20 protein-coding genes are annotated in these 17,296 nt (G+C 46.2%); 17 read left to right on the forward strand and 3 right to left on the reverse strand.

Going from position 1 to position 17,296, the window contains the following annotated elements:
• Window positions 1-335: 335 nt before the first annotated feature.
• Window positions 336-1,643, reverse strand: a complete 1,308-nt coding sequence (gene murA / locus P2W70_RS01645; protein WP_276479677.1) for a UDP-N-acetylglucosamine 1-carboxyvinyltransferase — start codon at window positions 1,641-1,643, stop codon at window positions 336-338.
• A 102-nt stretch (window positions 1,644-1,745) separates the two neighbouring features.
• On the reverse strand, window positions 1,746-2,504 hold the full coding sequence (locus tag P2W70_RS01650; RefSeq protein ID WP_276479678.1) for a DUF4290 domain-containing protein: 759 nt from the start codon (window positions 2,502-2,504) through the stop codon (window positions 1,746-1,748).
• Window positions 2,505-2,669: 165 nt separating this feature from the next.
• On the opposite strand from P2W70_RS01650, the gene gldC reads away from it, so the two are divergent.
• The 17 genes from gldC (at window position 2,670) to yidD (ending at window position 16,598) form a co-directional block, all read left to right on the forward strand.
• Window positions 2,670-3,017: a gliding motility protein GldC gene (gene gldC, locus P2W70_RS01655; RefSeq protein WP_276479679.1), complete on the forward strand. Its 348-nt coding sequence runs from the start codon at window positions 2,670-2,672 to the stop codon at window positions 3,015-3,017.
• A 10-nt stretch (window positions 3,018-3,027) separates the two neighbouring features.
• Window positions 3,028-3,480, forward strand: a complete 453-nt coding sequence (locus P2W70_RS01660) for a GatB/YqeY domain-containing protein (protein ID WP_276479680.1) — start codon at window positions 3,028-3,030, stop codon at window positions 3,478-3,480.
• Entirely contained in the window at window positions 3,480-4,019 is a 540-nt protein-coding gene (locus P2W70_RS01665) for a CvpA family protein (protein WP_276479681.1), read from the forward strand. Before P2W70_RS01660 ends, P2W70_RS01665 begins: the two co-directional genes overlap by 1 nt.
• A gap of 153 nt (window positions 4,020-4,172) precedes the next feature.
• Entirely contained in the window at window positions 4,173-4,949 is a 777-nt protein-coding gene (locus tag P2W70_RS01670) for an alpha/beta fold hydrolase (protein WP_276479682.1), read from the forward strand.
• 171 nt (window positions 4,950-5,120) lie between these two features.
• On the forward strand, window positions 5,121-5,780 hold the full coding sequence (locus P2W70_RS01675; RefSeq protein WP_276479683.1) for a CBS domain-containing protein: 660 nt from the start codon (window positions 5,121-5,123) through the stop codon (window positions 5,778-5,780).
• Between the two features lie 78 nt (window positions 5,781-5,858).
• Entirely contained in the window at window positions 5,859-7,298 is a 1,440-nt protein-coding gene (locus P2W70_RS01680; protein WP_276479684.1) for a POTRA domain-containing protein, read from the forward strand.
• Between the two features lie 125 nt (window positions 7,299-7,423).
• Window positions 7,424-8,302 carry an NAD kinase gene (locus P2W70_RS01685; protein ID WP_276479685.1) on the forward strand — a complete coding sequence of 293 codons (879 nt, stop codon included), beginning with the start codon at window positions 7,424-7,426 and terminating at the stop codon, window positions 8,300-8,302.
• Between the two features lie 70 nt (window positions 8,303-8,372).
• Complete coding sequence (gene porG / locus P2W70_RS01690) at window positions 8,373-9,224, forward strand: type IX secretion system protein PorG (RefSeq protein WP_276479686.1); 852 nt, start codon at window positions 8,373-8,375, stop codon at window positions 9,222-9,224.
• Between the two features lie 402 nt (window positions 9,225-9,626).
• Window positions 9,627-10,388 carry an isoprenyl transferase gene (locus P2W70_RS01695; RefSeq protein ID WP_276479687.1) on the forward strand — a complete coding sequence of 254 codons (762 nt, stop codon included), beginning with the start codon at window positions 9,627-9,629 and terminating at the stop codon, window positions 10,386-10,388.
• A 110-nt stretch (window positions 10,389-10,498) separates the two neighbouring features.
• Window positions 10,499-13,231 (forward strand): BamA/OMP85 family outer membrane protein, encoded by a 2,733-nt coding sequence (locus P2W70_RS01700; RefSeq protein ID WP_276479688.1) that lies wholly within the window; start codon window positions 10,499-10,501, stop codon window positions 13,229-13,231.
• A gap of 145 nt (window positions 13,232-13,376) precedes the next feature.
• Window positions 13,377-13,889: an OmpH/Skp family outer membrane protein gene (locus tag P2W70_RS01705; RefSeq protein WP_276479689.1), complete on the forward strand. Its 513-nt coding sequence runs from the start codon at window positions 13,377-13,379 to the stop codon at window positions 13,887-13,889.
• A 127-nt stretch (window positions 13,890-14,016) separates the two neighbouring features.
• The gene (locus tag P2W70_RS01710) at window positions 14,017-14,580 is read left to right on the forward strand and encodes an OmpH/Skp family outer membrane protein (RefSeq protein ID WP_276479690.1); all 564 of its coding nucleotides are present in this window, start codon (window positions 14,017-14,019) and stop codon (window positions 14,578-14,580) included.
• A gap of 93 nt (window positions 14,581-14,673) precedes the next feature.
• The gene (gene murI, locus P2W70_RS01715; RefSeq protein WP_276480285.1) at window positions 14,674-15,501 is read left to right on the forward strand and encodes a glutamate racemase; all 828 of its coding nucleotides are present in this window, start codon (window positions 14,674-14,676) and stop codon (window positions 15,499-15,501) included.
• A gap of 65 nt (window positions 15,502-15,566) precedes the next feature.
• Window positions 15,567-15,704: a hypothetical protein gene (locus tag P2W70_RS01720; RefSeq protein WP_276479691.1), complete on the forward strand. Its 138-nt coding sequence runs from the start codon at window positions 15,567-15,569 to the stop codon at window positions 15,702-15,704.
• A gap of 6 nt (window positions 15,705-15,710) precedes the next feature.
• A complete protein-coding gene (gene rpmH / locus P2W70_RS01725; RefSeq protein WP_026309617.1) occupies window positions 15,711-15,866 on the forward strand; it encodes a 50S ribosomal protein L34 in 156 nt (51 codons plus the stop codon).
• 104 nt (window positions 15,867-15,970) lie between these two features.
• The gene (gene rnpA / locus P2W70_RS01730) at window positions 15,971-16,390 is read left to right on the forward strand and encodes a ribonuclease P protein component (RefSeq protein ID WP_276479692.1); all 420 of its coding nucleotides are present in this window, start codon (window positions 15,971-15,973) and stop codon (window positions 16,388-16,390) included.
• Window positions 16,365-16,598, forward strand: a complete 234-nt coding sequence (gene yidD / locus P2W70_RS01735; protein WP_276479693.1) for a membrane protein insertion efficiency factor YidD — start codon at window positions 16,365-16,367, stop codon at window positions 16,596-16,598. The genes rnpA and yidD overlap by 26 nt, the downstream gene beginning before the upstream one ends.
• 80 nt (window positions 16,599-16,678) lie before the next feature.
• Here the strand turns inward: yidD and P2W70_RS01740 are convergent, their stop codons facing one another.
• On the reverse strand, window positions 16,679-17,293 hold the full coding sequence (locus tag P2W70_RS01740; protein ID WP_276479694.1) for a hypothetical protein: 615 nt from the start codon (window positions 17,291-17,293) through the stop codon (window positions 16,679-16,681).
• Window positions 17,294-17,296 lie beyond the last annotated feature (3 nt).

Below are 17,296 nucleotides of genomic sequence, written 5' to 3' on the forward strand. Positions count from 1 at the left end.
GTGTCCTCAATTGATTTATGAAACAGTGCCGTAAGATATTCGCAACTTTATTAATATTGGTCGCCTGCACCTTAGGAGCTGCGGCACAATGTTCAATTTGCACAAAAACAGCCTCCCAACTGGGTGAGCGTCCCGCAAAAGCGCTGAATACCGGAATTATTTATTTGGCTTTTGCCCCGCTCGCGATTATGGGGTATGTTGGCTACCGCTGGTGGAAGAGCAATCGGATAGCCTAGGCAAATACATCGATACAGTGTAATCACGATAAAAAGCCGGAAGTGGATGATCATCCTCTTCCGGCTTTCTTGTATAAAGGCCTTGTATAAACCGTTCGCTTAGGACACCCGTTGGATGTCTGCCCCCAGTTTGCGTAGGCGTTCGTCAATATGCTGGTAACCGCGGTCGATCTGCTCGATATTTTGGATTACACTCTTACCATCGGCACTCAACGCGGCGATCAGGAGGGATACGCCTGCCCGGATATCGGGGCTGCTCATGGTAATGCCCCGCAGGTTTTGCTCCCGGCCCAGTCCAATCACGGCAGCGCGGTGTGGGTCGCAAAGAATGATACGGGCGCCCATGTCGATCAGCTTATCGACGAAGAATAGGCGGCTTTCAAACATCTTTTGGTGAATGAGCACGCTGCCCCTTGCCTGGGTGGCGACTACCAGCACAATGCTGATCAGGTCGGGCGTAAATCCTGGCCAGGGATGATCATAGATGGTCAGTACCGATCCATCGAGGAAGGTCTGCACTTCATAGATGTCCTGCTCGGGAATATGAATATCGTCGCCTGTAAACTCCATTTGTATGCCCAGCTGCTTAAACTTGTCGGGGATGACGCCCAGGTTGTCCAGGCTGACATTCTTGATGGTAATATCGCTTTGGGTCATGGCTGCCAATCCGATGAATGAGCCAATCTCGATCATGTCGGGAAGCATGCGGTGCTCGGTACCGCCCAGGTAGTCTACTCCCTCGACCACGAGGAGGTTGCTGCCGACGCCACTGATTTTAGCACCCATGCGGATGAGCATCTTACACAACTGCTGCAGATAGGGTTCGCAGGCGGCATTGTAGATCGTTGTGGTGCCTTTGGCCATGACGGCTGCCATCACGATATTGGCGGTGCCGGTTACTGAAGGTTCGTCGAGCAGGAGGTAGGTGCCACGTAAGTTGGATGCTTCGAGGTGGAAGAAGCCGTCGCCGGACTCGTAATTGAAAGTAGCGCCAAGCTTTTCAAAACCAAGAATATGGGTATCGAGTCTGCGGCGGCCAATCTTATCACCGCCGGGGCGGGGAATAAATGCCTTGCGATAGCGTGCCAGCAAGGGCCCGGCCAGCATGACGGAGCCACGGAGGCGACCGCTTTTCCTTTTATAATCTTCGCTGCGCAGGTAATCTACGTTTACATTATCGGCCTGGAAAATGCAGGTATCGCGCTGTGAGCGTTCGATCTTTACATTCATTTCACCCAACAACTCAATCAGCAGGTTTACGTCGAGGATATCGGGAATGTTGGTGATCGTAACTTTTTCCGGCGTTAGCAAAACTGCACTGATGATCTGGAGCGCTTCATTTTTTGCGCCTTGCGGTTGAATATCGCCCCGCAATTTCTTACCGCCGTTTACTTCAAAGGAAAGCATAGATTGGCTGGAAGTTGAATGGTGAATGATTAAAAGGAGTGCAAAATAAAAAAAGTTGACCAGCCTCCTGATCAACTTATTAATAAGTTACTTTACTGAAGGTTATTTGTAGCGTTTCTTGAACTTGTTGTTGCCCCCACGGTCGTTCCGGTCATTGCGATCGTTCCGATCATTCCGGTTGTTGTTTCCGCCGCCGCTGCCACCACGTCCCTGGTGTTGGAACTTCTGGTTGCGCTTGTTGCGGTAGTCACCATAGTTACCACCGCCGCGGTTGTTGTCGCGCTCACGACCTTCGTTGGGGCGATTCTGACGCACGTAAGGCGTATTGGTAAAGGTCAGCTGGCCTTCGGTCAGGTTAGTGAGTTCGCTTTGGATAGCGTCGTCATGTACCATCTCTTTATGCCAGTTGTTATAAGCCAGCTTCATATAATAAGCTACGGCGTTGGCGAAGCCCTGGCGTTTTTCCGGGTTGTCTTCTTTGAGCGCTTTGTTGATCACCAATTCCAGGTTCTTGCCGAGGTGGCTGAACTTGGGGTAGCGTTTGGGATAAGGCAGCGGCTTGGGCCTTGCCTTCAAAGTTTCCCGGGTAGGGATGGGATAGGGCGAGTCCACATCCAGTTTAAAGTCGGATATAAGGAACAGGTGATCCCATAGTTTATGACGGAAATCTTCGACATTTTTCAAGTGCGGATTCAGAAAGCCCATCAACTCAATCACGGCATAAGCATTACGCTGGCGAGCTTCACGGTCTTCCAGGCTCAACAGGTATTCGATCATCTTCTGAATATGGCGGCCATACTCCCTATAGATGAGGAGGTTTCTCTCGGTATTATACTCCATTTCCCCGATAGTTTTTGACATGCCAACAAAAGTAGCAAACTAAATTAATAAAATGAAAGTCGTTTTGGCCCTCATTTTGGTGAGAATCACGGGGAAACAGGCGCTTTGGCTGGTTTTGTTCGGGAAAAACCATTATTCGGCGTATTTTTGTGATTCTATTTACAAAAAACTGATAGTCAATAAAGCATGAAGAAGTCTACAATCACTGTCGACGTAGAGCTGGACGAAAAGAATGTGCCGGAACGAATTACCTGGAGTGCCACCGCGAGTACTGCCGATGAACCACGCCCGGCCAAGGCGCTGATGTTGTCGTTTTGGGATGGTGCCGATAAGTCGGCCCTGCGCATGGACCTTTGGACCAAAGAAATGATGGTCGACGAAATGGCCGACTTCTACTACCAGACCTTTATGACCATGGCCGACTCTTATGAACGGTCAACCCACCAGCAGGAGCTGGTCGATGATATCAGGAACTTTGCTCAAAACTTCTACCGCAAGTTCCAGGACATCCAATTAAAAGAAAACAAGGCATAAAAATACCATTATGGCTTTAGAACAACAGATACAGACTGCGCTGAAAACAGCCATGCTTGCCAAAGATGAGGTGGGACTGCGTAGTCTTCGCGCCATCAAAGCAGCCATTTTGCTGGCAAAAACTTCTGAAGGTGCAGGTGGTGAGTTGAAAGAGGAAGAGGAAGTAAAATTGCTGCAGAAGCTGGTTAAACAGCGCAAGGATTCCCTGGAGATCTTTCAACAGCAGAACCGGGAAGACCTGGCGAAGAAAGAGCAGGAAGAGATTGCAGTAATCGAACAATTCCTGCCAAAGCAACTCAGTATCGAAGAGCTGAAGCCCCTGTTGGCAAAGATTATTGCGGAGGTCGGTGCTACTTCTCCAGCCGAAATGGGCAAAGTAATGGGTGTCGCCTCTAAACAACTGGCCGGGCAAGCTGATGGCAAGTCCATCAGTACGGCTGTCAAGGAATTGCTGGCTAAATAATGATCATCGATATACTGTTTGGTATCCTGATGTTGCTGGCCGTTATCAAAGGATTCCGGCGCGGTCTTGTAATTGCTGTATTTTCAGTAGTAGCGATCATTGTAGGGCTTGCAGCTGCCATGAAACTGTCGACCCTGGTAGCAGACTGGTTGAAAGACTCTACCAATGTGTCGGTGCAATGGCTGCCTTTTATTTCCTTTGCCATAGTGTTGATCGGAGTCATCCTGTTGATTCGATTAGGGGCTAACCTGATCGAGGCATCGATGGAAGTAACTTTATTAGGATGGGTGAACCGGTTGGGGGGGATAGTGTTATATATCATAGTATATACACTGGCTTTTAGTGTGTTTCTTTTTTATGCCACCCAGCTCAAGCTCCTGAACGAAGAGACCATTGCGGGTTCGGTGGTTTATTCCAGGATACAGCCATTGGCTCCTTTGGTAATAAATACCTTTGGTAAACTGATCCCCTGGTTTAAAGACATGTTTACGCAATTGGAAGGATTTTTTGCTCAAATTGCACAGCGGTCCGGACAATAATCTGTGCATCTTAGCGATTTTGATAGGGCCGCGAAAAGCCAAAATAATCAGTAGTTTACGGTAAATATTACACCGTAAAATGCCCAAGATGCTATAATTGAGGTAAAACGTTTATTTTAGCGAATAATTGACTGAACTGAACCGATTTAAGAGATGAATTACGAGATCAAACAAGTGGACAAGTTCAAATTTATTGAAGAGGGTGAGGGTGAACCGTTGGTATTGTTACACGGTTTGTTCGGCGCTTTGGGCAACTTCAATGATTTGATCAGCTATTTCAAGCATCATTACAAGGTAGTGGTGCCTATGCTCCCTTTACTTGATCTTGACCTGCTGCATACCTCAGTAGGAGGCTTGCAGAAGTTTGTGCACAAGTTCCTGGAGTTCCGTGACTATAAGAATGCACACCTGCTTGGTAACTCTTTGGGCGGCCATGTTAGCCTGTTATACATATTGAAGCATCCTGAAAGGGTTAAATCTTTGATCCTGACAGGAAGTTCGGGCCTTTTTGAGAATGGGATGGGCGATACTTATCCCAAAAGGGGCGATTATGAATATATTAAAAAGAAAGCCGAAGTAACATTCTACGATCCAAATGTGGCTACCAAAGAGATTGTTGATGAGGTGTACGAAACGGTCAATAACCGTCTCAAGGCTATTAAGGTGATTGCCCTGGCCAAAAGTGCTATCCGTAATAATCTTGGTGAAGAACTCAATCAGATCAAACAACCCACGTTATTAATATGGGGAAACAACGATGCAGTAACCCCTCCATTCGTTGCCAGAGAGTTTCAAAAACTGATCCCCAACAGTGAGCTACACTTTATCGACAAGTGCGGTCACGCCCCAATGATGGAAGTGCCGGACGAATTTAACCGGATCCTCCATAAATTTTTGACAAAATTGAATGAGCCGGCAGCGGTAGCCTGATTTTTATCGTCTATATAAGTAAGTGCCCCGGATTTGTTGCTCTCGCTGCAACGACCAACAACTGCTCGCACCACTGGGGGGTTAGTATTGCCTTTATCAGAACTTGTTTTGTTTCTGGCTTGGATAGCCACGCGTTTCATCAACAGATTTATTCCTTCAAAACCTGATCAAGTGCTAAACAAAGAACTCATATCAGCCGCCATTCCCACACTCACTCTGAAAGACACCGTATTTCAGGCCCTTGAAATGATGGCAGAGTTCCATGTGATGCAACTGGCTGTAGTAGCCGAGGAGAAATTGTTGGGTATGGTTTCTGAAGACGATCTGATGAATGTCGACGAAAACCTGGCTCTCCAGACTTTGGAGCCTCATTTTTCACGGGCAGCTGTAAAGGCCAACACCCATTTTATGGAGGCTGTGCAGATGATGAATGACCATAATCTTTCCATTGTTCCGGTGGTGGAACCCGAGCAGTTATTTGTAGGGGTAATTACCACGAGTGACCTGCTCCGGCAACTGGGAAAGGTAACTGGGGCCAGCGAACCAGGTGGCGTCATTGTGCTGGAAATGGAACAGCGGAGTTTCTCTTTTTCGGAGATCAGCAAGCTGGTAGAAACCAACGATGCGCAGGTGACACAGCTCAATACCTATTGGGACGCCAACGGTGGAACCTTTATTGTGACATTGAAAATCAATAAGTTTGAAATCTCAGACATCATCGCCACTTTCCAACGGTATGAATATCAGGTCAAATACTATTTTGGCGAGGAGCTCTACGAAAATGAACTACGCAGCAACTACGATCATTTAATGAATTACCTCAGCATTTAGCGCAAATAGCAGGATTCTGTTATCTTCGTCAGAATTCAGTCAACCTTTAATCGCCGGTACCTGCAACAGACACCCTGCATGCGGACGACAACCATATATTGTGCTGTAGTAATGCTCCTGTTGCTGGTAATGAACCATCTCCAGGCACAACCACTTCCTTCCACCACCAACCGGCAAGAACCTGCTGTACCCAAGTTGCAGGAACCACGCAGTACGCCATTTTACATTGGTAAAGTGTACGTAGAAGGGAATAAGCGCACCAAGTCATACATCATTGAAAGAGAGCTACCCTTTAAAAGTGGGGATTCAATCTTTCTGCCCGAACTGGTGAAGGGATTCGAGATTTCCCGGCAGCAGTTGTTCAATACAGGACTGTTCAACGAAGTGATTGTTGCGCTCAAGTCGTTCCGCGGGTACGAGGTCGATATCATCATCCAGGTAAAAGAACGCTGGTATTTTTTCCCGATTCCGTATTTGAAGCCGGTAGACAGGAATCTATCCGAATGGGCACGCCAGGGATATGGGCTGGATCGTGTCAACTACGGTCTAAAATTCACCCAGTATAATTTTTCCGGACGGAATGACAAGCTCCGCTTTTACCTGCTTACGGGATATACCAAACAGATCCAGTTTCAATATGAACAACCCTATGCTGACAAAAAACTGAAGCATGGCTTTGGGGTTGGTTTTTCCTACTCATTCAACAAGGAGATCAATTATGCGACAGTCAACAACCAGCAGATGTTTACTGATTCGCTCACCGATGGCATCAAACGCTGGGAGGGAAGCCTTCAATACAATTACCGACCTGGCCTTCGAACGTTCCATACCGTGCGATTATCTGTCGCGCGTCAGGTGGTGGATAGCCAGCTGCTGGGCCTCAATCCAAAATATTTAACTGCCAGCAATAGCGCCGTTACCTATCCTGAGTTATCTTATAATATACGCTACGTCAATGTTGACTATGTACATTTCCCCTTGACCGGATGGGTTGCAGAAGGGGGTATTCTCAGGCGTGGGATCGACAAACACATGAACATGTGGCAGATCAATGGTAAGGCCAATAAAGGTTGGCGCGTGGCTAAAAAGACTTACTATGCCCTGCAGGGAGCGGCCGTGTTACGCTATCCGTTCGATCAGCCATACATCAATCACCGGATGTTTGGGTATGGCGATATGTTCCTGCGGGGATTGGAAAAATATGTGGTAGATGGCGTCGCTGCGGGAATGGTTCGCAACACCCTGCGGTATGAACTGTTCCGTTTTAATATCAATAACCCTTTGAGAACGCGTTCACACGACCAAATTCCTTTCCGCATCTATGCCCGGACGTTTGGTGACATGGGGTATTCATATAATAAAAACTTCACTGATAATTCTCTCACCAACCGGATGTTATATACTGGAGGGTTTGGTATGGACGTGGTGACCTTTTACGATATTATCCTACGTTTTGACTATAGCTTTAACCAAATGGGCCAAAGCGGCGTGTTCTTCCATGTCAAGAACGATTTTTGATACCTGTTACCATCGTTCTCCCGGGCTGATATTCCTGTGTACCATATCCTGTATCTTTGAACCCGCACAGGAAAGCGGGTTATAGGGTTTCCTGTTAACCGTATTCTTAATGCTTGTTTTTTATTATGAAAGTAGCTATATATAGTCGGGTTATTGACTACGATCAGAAAGGAGATGTTCAGCTATTGTTTGATGAACTGAGCCGGGAAAAGATGGAACTGGTGATCTACGAACCATTTTTTGAAACCATTCGTTCTTCTTTCCGGTTTCCAGATAAGATGTCTTTGTTTAAGGACTCGAATGACCTAACGAGTGAGATTGATTTTTTGATTAGTCTCGGTGGTGATGGTACCATGCTCGATACGGTTACATTGGTACGGAATAAAAATATTCCCGTACTGGGGATCAATTTTGGCAGGCTGGGATTCCTTGCCAGCATTGGCCGCACAGAATTGGCGGCTACCGTGCAGTCGCTCGTCACTCGGAATGTCATTATTGACAAGCGCTCGCTGATTCACCTGGATGCCAATAAGCCGCTTTTTGGGGATATCCCATATGGATTGAACGAGTTTGCGATCCACAAAACAGATACCTCACCAATGATCAAGATCCACACTTATCTCAATGGTGAGTTTTTAAATACCTACTGGGCAGATGGCCTGATTGTTGCCACCCCAACCGGGTCGACCGGTTACTCATTGAGTTGCAACGGACCAGTAGTATTTCCAGAGTCTGCCAGCTTTGTGATCACCCCGGTGGCTCCGCATAATCTTAATGTCAGACCGATCGTGGTAGGAGATGATAATATTATTTCATTTGAAGTGGAAGGACGAACGGATCATTTTATTTGTGCGTTGGATTCACGCAAGGAGATCGTAGACAAAAAAGTACAGCTTGCCGTTCAACGCGAGGCATTTACATTCAGTCTGGTAAGGCTCAATGAGCGGAATTTTCTGCAAACGCTGCGTAATAAGCTGTCCTGGGGACTGGACACCCGGAATTAACAAACCGTATAGAAAGAAAAAGGCCGTTTATTGCGTTAAACCCAAATACTTTAATCATTATATTGCGAGTATGAACAAACTGGCTGTTGCATTACTGCTCCTCGTGGGGGTGTCATTGGCGAAAACCGCTGACGCACAATATGAGGCCATTCGGCAGGAAGGTGAATTTGGTATATCAGCCGGTGCGGCTCATTACTTCGGCGACCTCAACACCCGGGGCAGGATCAATCGCCCTAAACTGGCGGTAGGGGCCTTTTTCCGCAAGCAATTTGGAAACTATATCGGTCTGAGGGTAAGCGCACACTTTGCTCAGCTGGGTTATTCTGATATTTACAACGATCAGAATGAGTACCAACGCAGGCGTAACCTTAGTTTCAACAGCAATATTTTCGAACTGGCGCTCCAAGGGGACTTCAACTTCTTCAAGTTTGTACCCGGAGATCCGGATCACCGCTTTACACCCTATGTAACGTTGGGTGTAGGTGTATTTAGTTATGATCCTTATGCCTACCTCAATGGGCAGAAGGTGTTTTTGCGCCCGCTGGGAACAGAGGGCCAGGGGATGGTTGGATATGATAAGCCCTATAATAGTATGGCAATCTGTCTTCCACTGGGTGTAGGGGTAAAGTATGCATTATCCGATCGAATGAACATCGGCTTCGAAATCGTTCACCGCTTCACGAATACAGATTACCTCGATGATGTCAGTAAGACCTATGTCGGCCTGGGTAAATTCCCTTTGATGCCGGATAATTCGCTTTCTCAGGCAGCCCTGTTGCAAGACAGATCCTACGAGTTGGGGGAACGAATTGGTACAGAAGGACGTCAACGTGGTTTTGCCAAGCAAAAAGACCAGTACATTTTTGCGGAGGTAACCCTTTCTTTCAACCTGACCTCTTATCGCTGTCCTACAGCTTATTGATTTTTTCAGAACGCTTTAGTTGGTTCCTTTTAAACTTGCCCCCATTGCCGGGTGTGCAGATTGGCTGATTCTGTCTGCCAAAGTACGCTTTGTGCCCAATTAAGCCACTGTTGGTTCATGAATGGGTAAACTATTGGCGGGTTGAGGCCCATAATCTTGTTAAAGTCGGCAGTATCAATGAATTGCCCGACAGTTCACGTATTTATTCCGTCAGAATTGTAGAATAGGATTTAAGTTGACAGGTAAAACGGTCGAAGAAAACCTGTCGTGGCAGGGATGTAAACGAGGCTAGCAATTGTTTTCCAGCGAATAGCACCGGGATCTGACCTAATATTAAAAACTATCAAAAGTAGCTTCCCTCTTAATCTTTTTGTACCTTCGTGCACTTCAAAAAACAGGGTAATGCAGAGCCTTAAGGAGCAAATTAACTTGCAGCGGTTGCCCCGGCACATTGCCATCATCATGGATGGTAACGGACGTTGGGCGCAGGAAAAGGGGCAAGACCGCCTCTATGGCCATTTTCATGGCGTAGAGAGCGTACGCAACATTGTGGAAGGTTGTGCAGAGTTGGGGGTAGGTTACCTTACCCTGTATGCATTCTCCACTGAAAATTGGGACCGTCCCGAATATGAGGTAAGTGGCCTCATGGAGCTCCTGGTTGACACGATCCGCAAGGAAACGGAGACCCTTAATAAGAACAATATCAAGCTGCATGTCATCGGTGACATGAATATGCTGCCTGCATATGCGCAGAAGGAACTGAACGAATCGCTGGAGATCACCAGCCGCAATACGGGCCTCAACCTTATTATGGCACTCAGCTACAGCAGTCGCTGGGAACTGGTCAATGCTGTTAAACTTATCGCGACGGATGTGAAGGCCGGAAAGATCGATCCAGCTGCCATCACACAGGATACGCTTCAGAAATACCTTGTTACCAGCAATTTCCCGGATCCGGAGCTTATGATCCGCACCAGCGGTGAATACAGGATCAGTAATTTCTTACTTTACCAATTGGCTTACGCCGAACTCTATTTCACCAATGTGCGCTGGCCTGATTTCCGCAAGGAAAACCTTTACGAGGCTATCCTCGACTTTCAAGCGAGGGAAAGGCGCTTTGGGAAAACAGGGGACCAAATACAGCAGGATGCCATCAGCCAATAAGTTGACAATAACCTACCTACAAAACATACAGGCCGCATTTCTTTTAACAAACACTTTTAAGTTAATCTTACTTAAATCCCTTTAATTTGCCCCAGCTTAAACAACCCGGAATGCAGCGTACGTTTACATTTTCTGCTATTTTACTGGCTTTGATGACCATTTTCGTGAGTTCAACATATGCCCAGGAAAAGACCGATACCATCCCTACCTCTATCGATCCGGAGCTGGAAGCACTTCCTCATGCTAAAACACCTAAAGAATATACCATTGCCGGGATTAAAGTAACCGGTACTAAAAGATACGATGAGCAACTGCTTATCTCTATCGCTGGTATCAACGTGGGCGATCATATTATGATTCCCGGCGGTGACCAGTTCAGTAAGGCGATCACGAATCTCTGGAATCAGCGTCTTTTCTCCAATGTACAGATATATTTCACCCGCCTCGATGGCATGAACCTTTATATAGAGATCAATGTCACAGAACGTCCGGCATTATCTAAGTATTACTTCAAAGGTGTTCGAAAATCAGAGGAAGAAGATTTACGCAACAAACTGAACCTGGTTGTAGGTAGGGTAGTAACTGAAAATACCAAGATCAGCGCCATTCAGCTGATCCAGAGTTATTTTACGGAAAAGGGCTACCAGAGTGCTGCAGTTAATATTGACGAATCGCCCGATCCTGCGCTGCCTAATTCTGTCATTCTTACTTTTTATATCGAGAGAGGTCATAAAGTACGTATCGATAATATCCTGTTTGAGGGCAACGAAAGTGTTAATGACCTGAAGCTGAAGAAAAAGATGAAGGGCACCAAGGAGATGAGTAAACTGACCTTGTTCCCATCTACTGATTCCGTCGATACGGCTGGTCAAAAACGCACCAGTTTCAAAGAGTATGTTGGTGACCTTGGATTCCTGTCAATGACCAAAACCAAGGATTTCCTGGATCCTTATTTCCGCTTCAAATTATTCAGTTCTGCGAAGTTCAATGAAAAGAAGTTCGAAGAAGATATGGAGAGTATCCTGTCCTATTATAATTCACTGGGTTTCCGGGATGCGACCATTGAGGCTAAACCTCAAACTTATAATAAGAAAGGTAACCTGCGCGTTGGCCTCAAGATTGACGAAGGTCATAAATATTATTTCGGCAACATTGCCTGGAAGGGTAATACCAAATACTCCGATTCCATTCTGAACTTCCTGATGGGAATTAAGAGAGGGGATACCTATAATCTTGAAATACTCAATAATAAATTGGGTAAGGCAGCTTCACCAGAAGGTGGTGACATTAGCAGCCTTTACCTCGATGACGGTTACCTGTTCTTCAAAGCAGATGCGGTTGAAACAGCCGTATATAATGATACGATCGATTTCGAGATTCGTATGATGGAAGGCCCTCAGGCAACCATCAAGAATATTACGATATCTGGTAACGAGAAGACAAAAGAGCACGTAATCCGCCGTGAGATCCGTACACTGCCTGGCGATAAATTTAGCCGTTCGGATCTCGTCCGTTCCAACCGTGAGATCGCCCAGCTTGGATTCTTTAACCAGGAAAAGATTGGTATCAACCCGGTACCCAACCAGGAAGATGGTACAGTGGATATTCACTATACCCTGGAAGAAAAATCTTCCGATCAGCTCGAGCTTAGCGCAGGCTGGGGTGGTGGTATTGGTTTGACAGGGACACTCGGTGTGTCATTCAACAACTTCTCGATCAAGAATATCTTCCGTAAACAAGCGTGGGATCCGTTACCAACAGGTGATGGGCAAAAGCTGAGCGTGCGTGTGCAGTCAAATGGGCGCGCTTACCAGTCATACAACTTCTCATTTACCGAACCATGGCTAGGTGGTAAGAAGCGTAACTCGCTTACAGTTGCATTATATAATAGTACATTCCGTACTGGTGGTATCGACTATAGCACTGGTAGATATTTCTTCAGCGATTCTAACCGGTTGAAAAACTTTGGTGCTACCATTTCTTTGGGCAAGCAGTTGAAATGGCCTGATGACTATTTCACACTGGTGTACTCGCTCAATTTTACCCAGTACAAACTGGAAAACTATCTGTTGTTTAGCAGAGACTTTACCAATGGCACATCAAACAACCTGAGCTTTAAGATTGCGCTCAACCGGAACTCAGCGGGCCCCAACCCGATGTTCCCGACCAGTGGTTCTAATTTCCTGGCCAGCCTCCAGCTGACACCACCATATTCATTATTTAATAAAAGTATTACTACAGAAGACAGTTACAAACTGCCTGAGTTTCATAAATGGCGTTTCAATGCCGAGTGGTTCATTCCGATCGGTAAACCCATGGGGGCCGACAGAAGCCGTCAGTTCGTATTGCGTGCTGCTGCTAAATACGGCTTTATGGGCCGTTACAACAGCAAACTGGGTTATTCGCCATTCGAGCGCTTCCAGGTAGGGGATGCCGGTTTGGCCAATGGTAATATGATCCTGGGTTACGACATCATCGCTCACCGCGGATATCCCGTGTATGAGAACTCCGATCCCAAGATCAATCCTGATCAGCAGAACGCGAGTCAGTTCTTTACCATGTTCAACAAGTACACTCTTGAATTGCGGTATCCATTTACGACGAATCCTAATAGTACTATCTATGGTATGGCCTGGTTTGAGGCAGCCAACGGATGGTATGATTACAAAGATTATAATCCATTCCGCCTCCGTAGAAGTGCCGGTGTGGGTATGCGTTTCTTCCTGCCCATGTTTGGTTTGCTTGGCTTCGACTATGGTGTCGGATTCGATCGTCTGAAACCCAATGGCAAGCTGCGCGATGCTGCCCGCTTCACCTTCATGCTCGGATTCGAGCCGGAATAGGTGCGGTTCTGCCGCTGAGGGCGCATGGTTTTTTTGCGAATAACTGGATTATAAGGATATTTATAAGCCTGGTTATCTGTATGCTACTACAACAGATAGCCATATTCCCTTGTACTTTATTATCTTATTAGCTAAACAAAAGACTATGAAAAAAATACTGCTCACCTGTTTTGCCCTGTTCCTGCTTGCCGGCGTTTCCGTAGCACAACGGTATGGCATCGTTGATACCAAGTATATTCTCGATAAGATGCCTGATTATAAAGAGGCACAAAAAAAGCTGGATCAGTTCAGTGTTCAGTGGCAGAAGGAGATTGACGATAAGCAAGCAGCGCTGGACAAAATGTATAAGGATTTTGATGCTGAGCAGGTCATGCTGAGTGAAGAGTTGAAAAAGAAAAGGGAGGATGAGTTGTTTGTGCGGGAGAAGGAATTGCGCGACCTGCAACGTAAACGCTTTGGTTTTGAAGGTGATCTGTTCAAAAGACGTCAGGAACTGATAAAACCCATACAGGACAAGGTTTACAACGCCATTCAGAAGATCGCGGTGAACCGTGCATTCGATTTTATTTTGGACAAAAGTGAGGGAATTACAGTTATCTTTGCGGACCCCAAACTTGACCGGAGCGAAGACGTTTTGAAGGAATTGGGTGTTAAATAAACGTGAAACCATTAGCCAGGGAACAACCTCATATAGGCAATTTTCAACTTGAATTTAAAATAAAACCGAACACCTGAAGCAGCAAATCATAAGGCTTTGGGTGGCCTTAACAACAAAATTGAAACGCATGAAAAAGTTTTTTACAGGTATGTTGTTTGCCCTGGGCCTGATGGTGGCTGGTGAAGTAAACGCTCAGACCAAGATTGGCTATATCAGCTCACAGGAAGTGGTAAGCATTATGCCTGAGACGCGCAAGGCAGATTCTGCCCTGAACGATTTCCGTACCGCATTGGTTCAAAATGCGCAAGAGAAGCAAAACGCATTCTACGCAGCGATAGAGAAATTTAACAAGGATTCCGCTACCTTGTCTGAGGCAGTTAAAGCCGTAAAGAGGACTGAACTCACTAAAATGGGTCAGGAACTGGGTGGCGAAGAAGAGCGTATTCAACAACAGTTTCAACAAAGACAACAAGAGTTGATCCAGCCTATCAATAAAAAAGCTTACGAAGCTATCCAGGCTGTGGCTAAAGAAAACAGCTATGTATTTGTTTTCGAAAAAGAAGCCCTGCTGGTAGCTCCTCCTGCAGAAGACATTCTGCCACTGGTGGCTAAAAAACTCGGCGTTAAACTGCCCAGCCAAACGCAGCCTGCGGCAACGCCTGCCAAGCCTGCAACTGGTGGTAAGCCGTAATGGATACAAACTATTTTTGCTCTGAGGGTTTGGTTAGGCTTATGCCTTTCCAGGCCCTCAGGCTTTTTAAAGCATATATAGCTACATTTGAATATGCCGACAACACAGCCCATTGGAATATTTGACTCCGGATACGGCGGATTAACCGTCATGAAGGAAATCCTCAGGAAGCTGCCACAATACGACTACGTGTATCTGGGTGATAATGCGCGGGCGCCCTACGGCAATCGTTCTTTTGAGACTGTATATCGGTATACATTGCAGTGCGTGGAGTGGTTCTTTGAACAAGGATGCCCGCTGGTAATACTTGCCTGTAATACGGCGTCTGCAAAAGCACTGCGTACCATTCAGCAAAATGATCTTCAAAGGCTTAATCCTGACAACCGGGTATTGGGCGTGATCCGGCCGACTTCTGAGATCATTGGTAAAATCAGTACCAACAAAAAGATTGGGATACTCGCCACGAAGGGCACTGTCAACTCAGCTTCTTACAGCATTGAGATCGAGAAGTTTTCTCCTGAGGTGGAGGTATTCCAGGAAGCTTGTCCTATTTGGGTGCCGTTAATTGAGAATAATGAGCACAACGGTCCTGGGGCTGACTTTTTTGTACAAAAGCATCTTCATAATATACTTGCAAAGGAGCCGGCTATTGATGTGTTATTGCTGGCCTGTACACACTATCCCTTGTTATTGGACAAGATCAAGACATTTTTGCCGGATGGCATTCAAGTCGTTGCTCAAGGGGGGATCGTGGCCGAAAGTCTGGTCGATTACTTGCAACGCCATCCGGAAATCGAGCAACGGTGCAGCCAGCATGGTACCCGTACCTTTTACACGACTGATGACGTGAAAGATTTTGATAACCAGGCGAATATCTTTTTCGGAGAGCCCCTGGAGTCTAAACACCTCGATATCAGGTAAACGCCTACTCAGGCATAACTGAAAGAAAATCAACTTCTTGGGTAGGGTTAAAAATTAATACTCAGATGTTCTCCACATCTGGTGTCCATTTGTTACCTTTGCCGTCCTTTCACAAACCTGTAGGTGTGGTGACCCGCAGGTCTGAAGCTGAAACCCGGATCGCTTCTCCCGATCCTTATTTCAAAAAAGTGAAAAAAGTGTAAGATATTATGAAACGTACATTCCAACCTCATCGCCGTCGTCGTAAGACCGTACATGGTTTCCGTAAGCGTATGCAAACTGCTAACGGTCGTAAAGTATTAGCTAGTCGTCGTGCGAAAGGCCGTAAGAAGCTGACTGTTTCTGACGAAAGAAAGCTGAAGTAACCTGTTTCCGGAAATGTTGACATCAACAGACTTCCGGTAATAAAACGATATTAGCCGATAGCCCTGTATCAAGCATTGCAGCGTACAGGGCTATTTTTATTTGTATGGTGAAGAAGTTTACATTGGGAAGCAAGGAAAGGCTTAAGAGTCGCAAACTGATCGACCAGGTCTTTGCGGAAGGAAAGAATTTCAATGCATTTCCTTTTCGTGTTTACTATCTTTTTTCGTCGGGCAAATGGCCTATTGGCGGTAGCGGGTTGCTGCAGTGTGGAGTGGGAGTCAGCACCCGAAACTTCAAACATTCCGTTGACCGCAATCGTATTAAAAGGCTGACTCGTGAGGCTTACCGTCAGCAAAAAAACGAGCTGCAGGAATTGATTTTCGGAAAAGATTGCTCTATGGCCATTTTCCTTATCTATACTGGGCGGGAGTTACCCGATTACGGTGCGGTAACTGAGAAGATCGGCTTAATTTTGAATCGACTAATAAAGGCAGCCCATGAAATCCCTTCTTCGGCTTCTTAGCCTTCCTTTTCTGGCATTGATAAAGATCTATCAGTGGGGCATTTCTCCCATCCTTGGGGCTAATAAGTGCCGGTTTACGCCTACTTGTTCTCACTATGCTGCCGAGGCTTTGAAGAAATATGGTCCCTTCAAAGGAGGCTGGCTGGCCATCAAAAGAATCGGTCGTTGCCACCCTTGGGGTGGAAAGGGATATGACCCCGTTCCATAAGCATTATTTTTAGGGTGATTGGCAAAAAATAGGCATATCAGTGACGATACGCCCATTGAGTTGAAAAGTATGTAATCAACTTATTTCTGAAGACGTTGTAACAACTCGTTCAACGACTCTCTTTTTTGGGTGTTGGTAGAGAACTTGAAGTATTCCGGAGCTTTTCCATCCGCACCCACTTCCACTGAACCTGGAATAGCATTGTAGGGGCCGAGGATCTTCGCGCCATCTGTCGCGGTCAGCTTCTTTATAGAACCGGGTGTCAGGAAGTATGTTTTGTTTGCATCGCTCGCATTGGTACCGAGCAGCAGTTGTTGGGTGCTATCAATGATGTGCTCCAATTGTACTGTGCTGATGTTGGTGGGCATTCCGCTATTACCGAAGTTGACAATACTACCGATCATGGTATCTTTCTTCAGATTGAGCAGGTAGGTGCCGTTATCCGGAAGCTCGAACGTTTTGTCGCCTGCAGATGTCTTTACCGTAACTGTGGTTTTACCTTCGCCGATATAGGTCAGGATCTCTTCGTTATGTTGGTTGCCTGGCTCGTAGCTGATGGTCTCAGGTTTGGTTTTGTCAACCTGCATCTTACCACTGGTCATTACTACCAAGGTTTTTCCTTCTTTTTTCTCCTGCGAGCAGGAAATGAATACAGTTACAGACAAGCATACCGCAAGAGTCGAGAATAATTTCATGAG

The organism is Paraflavitalea pollutisoli (assembly GCF_029360705.1).
In the GTDB taxonomy this organism is placed as follows: domain Bacteria; phylum Bacteroidota; class Bacteroidia; order Chitinophagales; family Chitinophagaceae; genus Paraflavitalea; species Paraflavitalea pollutisoli.